This is a genomic window from Chrysiogenia bacterium (genome assembly GCA_020434085.1).
Taxonomy (GTDB): Bacteria; JAGRBM01; JAGRBM01; order JAGRBM01; family JAGRBM01; genus JAGRBM01.
The window spans coordinates 1-7,928 of the sequence record JAGRBM010000586.1 but is presented as its reverse complement, the minus strand read 5'-3'; the positions used below and the strand labels follow the sequence as shown (position 1 = coordinate 7,928).

7 protein-coding genes are annotated in these 7,928 nt (G+C 62.9%); all 7 read left to right on the top strand.

What is annotated here, in order from left to right:
- The coding region (locus KDH09_19230) for an AIM24 family protein (protein ID MCB0221839.1) at positions 1-981 on the top strand (981 nt) is incomplete at its 5' end.
- A gap of 44 nt (positions 982-1,025) precedes the next feature.
- Positions 1,026-1,652, top strand: a complete 627-nt coding sequence (gene pgsA / locus KDH09_19225) for a CDP-diacylglycerol--glycerol-3-phosphate 3-phosphatidyltransferase (protein ID MCB0221838.1) — start codon at positions 1,026-1,028, stop codon at positions 1,650-1,652.
- Positions 1,653-1,739: 87 nt separating this feature from the next.
- On the top strand, positions 1,740-3,800 hold the full coding sequence (locus KDH09_19220) for a VTT domain-containing protein (GenBank protein ID MCB0221837.1): 2,061 nt from the start codon (positions 1,740-1,742) through the stop codon (positions 3,798-3,800).
- Positions 3,801-3,892: 92 nt separating this feature from the next.
- Positions 3,893-6,520: a hypothetical protein gene (locus KDH09_19215; GenBank protein MCB0221836.1), complete on the top strand. Its 2,628-nt coding sequence runs from the start codon at positions 3,893-3,895 to the stop codon at positions 6,518-6,520.
- 102 nt (positions 6,521-6,622) lie between these two features.
- A complete protein-coding gene (locus KDH09_19210; GenBank protein ID MCB0221835.1) occupies positions 6,623-6,880 on the top strand; it encodes a hypothetical protein in 258 nt (85 codons plus the stop codon).
- Between the two features lie 145 nt (positions 6,881-7,025).
- Positions 7,026-7,544 carry a restriction endonuclease gene (locus KDH09_19205; GenBank protein ID MCB0221834.1) on the top strand — a complete coding sequence of 173 codons (519 nt, stop codon included), beginning with the start codon at positions 7,026-7,028 and terminating at the stop codon, positions 7,542-7,544.
- Positions 7,545-7,732: 188 nt separating this feature from the next.
- Positions 7,733-7,928 (top strand): hypothetical protein (locus tag KDH09_19200; GenBank protein ID MCB0221833.1); only part of this gene is annotated, 196 nt, incomplete at its 3' end.

Here is a 7,928-nt window from a genome sequence, read left to right as displayed (position 1 = left end):
GCCAGGAAAATGGTTGCCGAGATGGAAGCCATGATCGACAAGCGCCGCCAGGGCATGAGCGAGCCGCCGGCCAGCGCGGGCAAACCGGTTGCTCCTCCGCCTGCCCCGGGAAGCGCGGCGGCAAAGCTCGAAAACGAGATCGCATCCGAAGCCCAGCGCACTGAAGAGAGTCTGATTGACGCTGCGCAAAGGCGCCGCGAGTTGCTCAGTCGCCGGCGAACACCCGATGAGGTGCAGACCCGGGCGGCCGAGAGCCCCAAACAGGCGGATTCTCAGACAGAGCCACCGGCCGCGGAGCCAAAGAGCAAACCAGAACCCGTGGCGCCGCCACGGAAAACCCAGGCGCCGGCCCCCAAGACTGGTGCGCCCGTGGAGGTAGTGCCCCTCGTGAGAGAAGACGCTCCGGCCCTGCTGCTTGAAACCCCCGGACTGCTCCGCATTTCACTCGAAGAGCCCAGCATCGCGCGGCTCACCGAGTCGGCAGTCGTGCGCGGAGAGGTCAAACCCGAACCCCTCTACAAGCGATTTCGCGGGCAGACGACCACCACGGTGTTCGGATCCAAGGACGCCCCGTTCTGCACCATCAGTGGCTCGGGCAACCTGTTTTTACAGGCCGCGCTGGGCCAGACGCTCTATGCGCTCGATACCGAACCCAAGGAAAAGGCCTTCATCTCCGAGCGCGCCCTGTGCGCATTTACCGGAAAACTGATCTGGGAGAACGGACGCATCGGCTCCGAAAAGGTGGGCAGCATCGATCTCGTTACGATTTACGGCGAGGGCACCTTCGTCGTCTCCAGCGCCGGGGCGCCCACCCAGATGCAGGTCGAGGATGAGGACCTGCTCATCTCTCACAAGACGCTCATTGGCTGGGTCGGCAAATTCGCCCCGCGCGTCGTATCAGCCCCCAACGGTGTGCCGCCCGAGGTGGGTCCCATGATTCGTCTCAAGGGCACCGGCCGGGTCTTGATCGGACGGCTCTAGCCGTCCAGTGTGAGGGCAGGCGCAAAAGCGTCCTGAGCCCAAGCATGAGCAAATCCAAAAAACGTCTGTGGAACCCGGCCAACATCATCACGATGAGCCGGCTGGCGCTCGTGCCGCTGGTGGCCGTGCTGCTCTATCCCTGGGGATGGAACGGCGAGGTGCCCGGCGGTTACCAGACCTTTGCCGCCGGCATGGTTTTTCTGGCCGGCATGGCGCTGGATCTCGTCGACGGGTATCTGGCCCGCGCCAATGACTACGAGACTGCCTTTGGAAAGCTCATGGACCCGCTGGCCGACAAGGTGCTCGTGCTGGTGGCGCTCATTCTGCTCGTCGAGATCCACTGGGTACCCGGCTGGGTCGTGGCCCTGATGATCACGCGTGAGCTCATGGTCACCTCGCTTCGCGCCGTGGCTGCCGAGAGCCAGGTAGTCATCCAGGCCTCCTCGCTGGGCAAATACAAAACCGCCTACCAGACCGCCGCGTTGACCGGCTGCCTGATTCACTACCACCCCTCGGAGATCTTCGGGGTCGCGCTCCATCCGCTGATCGACTGGAATTTCGGGGGGGTGGGGCTGGTGCTGCTCTACATGGCCGCCGTGGTGACCGTCTGGTCGGGAATCGACTACTTCGTAAAATTCTGGCGCCATGTCATTGGCGGAGCCGCGGCCTAGAGCCGTTTTGGAGCCTGCTGCTTGATTGCGCGCGTGAATTGGGCGATATAGACGCCCGGTTTGCGCTGCGGCGGAACCCACAACCTCATGGTCGACTCAGCCTTTGAATTTTTCAGCCAGCTCGACGGCTTCGCCCTCTACCTGGCCATCTATGCGACCCTCGTGGCCAACAGCGTGGGATTGCCCATTCCCGAGGAAGTTGTACTCGTGATTGCCGGCTATCTCTCGGGCGGGCAAGAAGCCATCCTCAATCCCTACATCGCGGCCGCCTTCGGAATGCTGGGCATTCTCACGGGTGACTCGGCCATCTTCGGCATTGCGCGGCGCTACGGCGAGGACATCCTCGACTTCAAACCCGTCCGGAAGATCTTCCACAAAAAGCGCATGGAACGCGCCAGCCACTACTTCGAGAAATACGGCGCGAAGGTCGTGTTCGTTGCCCGTTTCATCTCGGGCGCGCGCGCCCCGGTGTATCTGATTGCGGGCATTTTGCGCATGCCCTACCGGAAGTTTCTGGCCCTCGACGCGATTGCCGCCTGCATCGGGATCCCGCTGTGGATCTGGCTCGGACACACGGCCGCCGGCAATGTCCACGAGCTCACCCGCCGGGTGCAAACCTCCAAGCAGCACCTGACCGTGATTCTCGTCATCGTCATCGTCGCAGTCGTGCTTTATCAGGCCTACACCTTCATCACGAAGTCGCTTTCGGAAAAGGCTGTGCGCGAGTATGAAAAGGAACATCCCGACGCACTGCTCAAGGATCACATCCTTCCCGAGCACGTGCGCGGACTTGAAGAACCCCACCACCGAGGAGAGAAGATGAGCATCTTCAAGGCCTACGATATCCGCGGCGTGGTGCCGACGCAGCTCGATGCCGAGCTGGCCCGGCGCATCGGCTGGTCCATTGGAACCTTTCTCGAAGTCGAACAGGTCGTTGTCGGACGCGACGTGCGCGCCAGCGCCGACGAGATCACCGACGCCCTTTGTCGCGGGCTGGGACAGGCAGGGGTGAAGGTCCTGGACATCGGACGCGGCACAACGCCGCTCACGAACTTTGCCAATGGCGTGCGCGGGGCAGGGGGCTCGGTCATGGTGACCGCCAGCCACAACCCGCCCGAATACAACGGATTCAAGATCTCGCGGGCCAATGCGGTGCCGGTCTACGACAAGGAAATCACCCGCATTGGCGAGCTCTGCGACGAAGCCCCCGAAGACGACGGGAGCAGCCCCGAGCGAATCGCGACCGATGTGCGCGTGGAGTTCATCGATCGTGTCGTGGCGCGCGCCGAAACAGGTGGCAAGCGGCTCAAAGTCGTTGCCGACCTCTCCAGCGGGGCGGCGACGGTTCTCTCGCCGGAGATCTTCGAAAAACTTCCCCATGACTTCGTCTTGCTCAACGCCGAGCCCGACGGGACTTTCCCCTCGCATCCGCCCGATCCGCTCGAAGAAGAAAACCTCGAACAGTGTCGCAAGGCGATCCTTGCCGAAGGGGCCGATCTGGGCGCCGTCTATGACGGGGATGCCGATCGCGTGGTCTTTCTCGACGAAAAGGGTGAGACCCTAACCGGCGATCTGGCGACGCTGCTCATGGCGCTCGATCTCATTGGAATGAGTGACGATGAGAAACCCGTGTGTTTCTACGACGTGCGCTCTTCACGCATGGTGCCCGAAAAGCTTCGCGAAGCGGGCGCCGATCCGCGCCAGTGCCGCGTCGGCCACGCGTTTATCAAGACCGCCATGCGCGAGGCCGGCGGCCTGTGCGCCGGTGAGCTCTCGGGTCACTACTATTTCCGCGACAACTTCTACGCCGAGAACTCGGATCTGGCGCTCGTGCTGCTGCTCAATCTGCTGGGCAAGCAGGGCAAGGCGCTCAGCGAAGTGGCCGCGCCCTACCGCGCGTATTTCCCCTCGGGCGAGATCAACATGCAGGTCGCCGACAAGGCAGCGGCGATCGAGAAGATCTCCCAGCACTACCAGGAGGGCAAGCAGTCGCGCCTGGACGGGCTGACCGTGGAATTCCCGGACTGGTGGTTCAACCTGCGGGCCTCCAACACCGAACCGCTGCTGCGCCTGAACCTCGAATCGACCGCCAGCCGCGAGGACATGGAACGCCACCGGGATGAGATTCTGGCTCTGATTGGTCACTAGCCCGTCTCCGGGGACCTTGTTGCGGTGCCCCTCCCGCTGTGGCAAAGTAAGCCACCGATAACACTCGGGAAATTCAGCGGGGTTCACTTCATTTGCACCAGTCACCCGGAAAGCGACCGATCGTTGAAGTCGTTGGATCGCATCGCCTGATCGCCCGCTTGTGGGTGAGCGCGACACTGATCGGCTGCACGGCCTCCCTGCTTCCACTTGCCATCGGCGCTTCACTCGGCGGCGTCTTCGGGGATTTTGGGACCCTGATCAGTTCCCAGGCGATTTTCCGTGGATTCTTAGCCGCAGCCGCCTTCTTCGTTTTCTGGACCGCCAGTCTCTACTACCTGTTTCTGCCTCTGAAATACGTGCTCGATCTGCCGCCCGAGCAACTGGCCACGCAGGAGCATGCGGCATCCCGGGCGTTCGTGCGGGCGTTCCGTCTTCCCTACCTTCTGGGTGTCTCGAGTTTCTGCCTCTGGGCCATCTTTGGCACCGTGCTGGGGACCTACGTTCTGGCCGACATTTCCTGGCGGCTTCGGTGGGTTCCCATGGTGATGTTCGTGTTGCTGGGCGTCGCCGTCAATGTGCCGCAGATCTATGTGCACCGCCGCCTGCTGAGTTCGGTGATCGGCTACTTGCAGCAGACGTGCGCGGCGCTTGCCGATCGCGAGCCCCCCGACCGCCGCACCATCGGCACCAAGCTGGGGGTGGGGTTTGCCACGACGCAGATCTTCGCCCTGGGCCTGGCTTTCATGGCGAATTTCATCCACGTCGAACGGGCGCGCTTTGAGGACCGCATCGAACTTCTCGGCAATGCCCGGCAGTTCGTGGCCGGGGTGCTCAAGGAACAGGCGGGCAGCGGCTTCGAAAACGATTCCCTGGCGCAAATGCGCCAGGTCATGGGAAACCTGAAACTTGGCGAGGGCGGCGGCGCGCTGGTGCTCCACAAGCTCACCGGTGAAGTCATCTTCAACAACACAACGGTCAAGCCTGACGACGCCGTGCGCGTGGCGGTAGCCGATGGCCTCGGTGAATTCGGCGAGGACTACCGACACGGGGTTACCTTCGTCACGCTTGATACTTCGCAGATCGGGCTCGAATTCGATGGGCGTGGGCCCTACCTGATTTCCCTGGTTGCTCCGCACAGCGAGGACATCCAGTTCATCGTGCAGGCGCTCATCATCCTGCTGCTGCTGCTGGGAAGCTCGATCGGCATTGCCTATCTCATCTCCAACGACCTGGCCATGCCGCTTCGCGCGCTGGTGCGCCGCTCGGCGAAGATTGCCGACGGCCGGCTCGATACGGAGATCGCGGTCATTTCCGACGATGAAGTCGGCGAACTCGCCACCCAGACGCGCCAGACCGTGCTGGGGCTGCGCCGGATGGTGGGTAATCTCAAGTCCGTGGTCGATGAGCTGGCCGGCGCCGCCGAGGACATCGGGCACGCCACGCAGGAAACCAACGAGGCCAGCACCCGCCAGCTCACCGAGAGCGAACAGACCGCCAGGGCCATTGCCAAGCTTCGCCTGACCACCGAAGAGATCGTCTCGCAGGTGGGCGCGCTCAACGATTCGATCGATACCACTTCGAGTGCGGGATTCGAGCTGGCCTCGACCGCGCGCATGGTGCGTGAGACGGCCGGACTTCTCGAGAGCGAGACGACCGCCATCGGCGGGCATACCCGCAAGCTGGAGGGTTCGCTCGGTGCCTTTGCCAGGGCCATCGGATCGCTCCACGGAGCGTCCGACGAGACGCGCAATGCGGTGACAAAGATCGACCGCTCCATCGGGGAAGTAGGCGCCTTCGCACGCAATTCCGAAAAGTTCTCCGAGGGCGTGCTCGGTCGCGCCCAGGAAGGACGCGAGGCGGTGCTCCAGACGATCGAGGGCATCAACCGCATCAACGAGACCGTGGGCGAGGCCGCCCAGATCGTTCGGGAGCTCGGCTCGCGCAACGTGAAAGTGGGACAGATTCTCGACGTCATCAACACGGTGGCCGACCAGACGAACCTGCTCTCCTTCAACGCCGCGATCATCGCCGCGCAGGCCGGAGAGCATGGACAGAGTTTCGCCGTGGTTTCCGAGGAAATTCGAAAGCTTGCCGAGCAGACCTCCGCCTCCACCGGAGAGATCGCCTCGCTCATTGCCGACATCCAGCGCGAGAGTTCGCGCGCGGTGAGCGCCATCGAGCGCGGCACCGCCGAGGTAAGCCGCGGCACCGAGCTGGCGGCCGGAGCCGAGGCCGCGCTCAACCAGATCACAGAGAGCGCCGAAGAATCGCTGCGCCGGGTCCAGGGGCTCGTCGAGGCCGTCGATGAAGAGCAGCGCCAAAGCCAGGTGCTGCTCGAAGTGGTGGACCAGCTCCAGGAAATGGTGGCCGAGTTCGTGCGCACCGAGTCGGACCAGCGCAGCGCCGGCGACGCCATCGTGGGGGCCATGAAGAGCCTCCAGGAGCTTTCCCGGCGGGTCTCGCGCTCGGCCGACGAGCAGCGCAAGGCCGCCGAAGAGGTCTCCCGCGGGATCTCGGAGGTCCAGCACGCGATGGAATCTGTCATCACGGCCATTCAGGACGAGGCCATCGAGACCGAAAAGATCGAGCGCGCCAGCGACCGGATCCGCAAGCTGGCCGAATCGCAGAGCGCAAAGGCCGGGGAGCTGGAGAAAGTCTCCGCCCGGCTTGGAGACCAGGCAGAGGCCCTCCACCGCGAAATGGACGGTTTCACCCTTTAGAGGCTCCGGCAGGGGGTTTCAGGGGATTTGGGGCTTGATTGCGGGCTCCGCAACAGCTACTAAACCGGTCCCGGACAGGTGAGGTCCGGCAGGATTTTCGACATGAAGAACAAGCGCATCCTCATTCTGAACGTCTTTTTCATCATTCTCGGCATCGCCGCGTTGGTGGGAATTACCGCCGGCTGCATCCTCAGCCACGACTTCCTGCTGATCGTGAAAAAGGGCGACAACATCCCCATCGTCGGCATGATGTTCCTGGTGGGCTACTACACCTGGCTCTCGCTCAATCAGGGCTTCAAGACGGACCAGCGCATCGAAGAGGGTCGCCGCGACTTGATCTACGATGACATGTGCGACTGATCCCGAACCCATTGACCATGAAAGCCCGGCCGTTGTGCCGGGCTTTTTCTTGGCTTTGTGCGCGAGCTCCCTTCACGGGGCTGCGTTGCTGGCCACCGGCGCGCCGGGACGCTAGGCTCCCCACCAGCGAAGGAAGGACCCCTGCATGTCCGTCATCTTTCTGGCTTTGATTGCCGTGACCATCGGCTTCATTCTCATCGGCATCATGGGACGTGCCCCGGTGCCGGCGCTGCTCGATGAAACGCCGGGGGACGACGAGAGCCGCACGCCCCCCATCGAGTTTTCATCTCCCGAAGTCTTTCGCGAAGCGGTCGCCCGGCTGCTGCAGGCCCAGGGGCTTGAGGTTAAGGAAGTGAAGGCGGCTAGCGAGTATGCCTTCGAAGTGGTGGCCGTGAGCGGGGGCGGGGGCCTGGCGGGCGGCACGGTCGTCGTCGATTGCGTCTATGCCGACTATCCCATCAGCGTGGACCGGGTGAGTGAGCTGCTCGGCAACGTGCGCGGAGAGCGCGCGCTCAAGGGCGTCTTCATCACGACGGGTTATTTCACAGCCGACGTGCACACCATTGTCGAGGGCCCCGCGCTCGAACTCGTCAACGGCGAAAAGCTCGCCGAACTTCTGGTCGACTACGGAATCGACGTCGCATCTATCGAAGCAGATATGTAAGTATCGGCTAAACTCATTGTTTTTGCTGGCCTTTTCCCACATTTCCCATTGCAACCGCGCTTTGCTTTGTTATAAGTTGGTTTCACTGGGAACTTTCTGCCTTTCAAGTCAGTTCGGTGGTTCGTGGGTGAGGGTCTGACTCTGGGAAGCGGCGACAAGATCGCCGCCACAGGTTTGGGTCCATTACCGTGCGATACGGCTACTCCTACAGGGATCTCCAAAAAGACAAACAACGGCGCCAGCGCGTCGGCCGCGGTGAGCGATCGTTCGGCCCGCACCATCCATTGCTTGCCGCGCTGGCGGTCGGCCTGGTGCTCTTCGTGGTGGCGGTCTGGGCCTACTGGCGCGGCCCCAGCGAGCTGCGCGAGAGCGGGCCGGAACTGG

Bases quoted from the DNA above. Each gene is read 5' to 3' on its own strand.
- pgsA (MCB0221838.1), top strand. From the start codon at position 1,026: ATGAGCAAATCCAAAAAACGTCTGTGGAACCCGGCCAACATCATCACG.
- KDH09_19220 (MCB0221837.1), top strand. From the start codon at position 1,740: ATGGTCGACTCAGCCTTTGAATTTTTCAGCCAGCTCGACGGCTTCGCC.
- KDH09_19210 (MCB0221835.1), top strand. From the start codon at position 6,623: ATGAAGAACAAGCGCATCCTCATTCTGAACGTCTTTTTCATCATTCTC.
- KDH09_19205 (MCB0221834.1), top strand. From the start codon at position 7,026: ATGTCCGTCATCTTTCTGGCTTTGATTGCCGTGACCATCGGCTTCATT.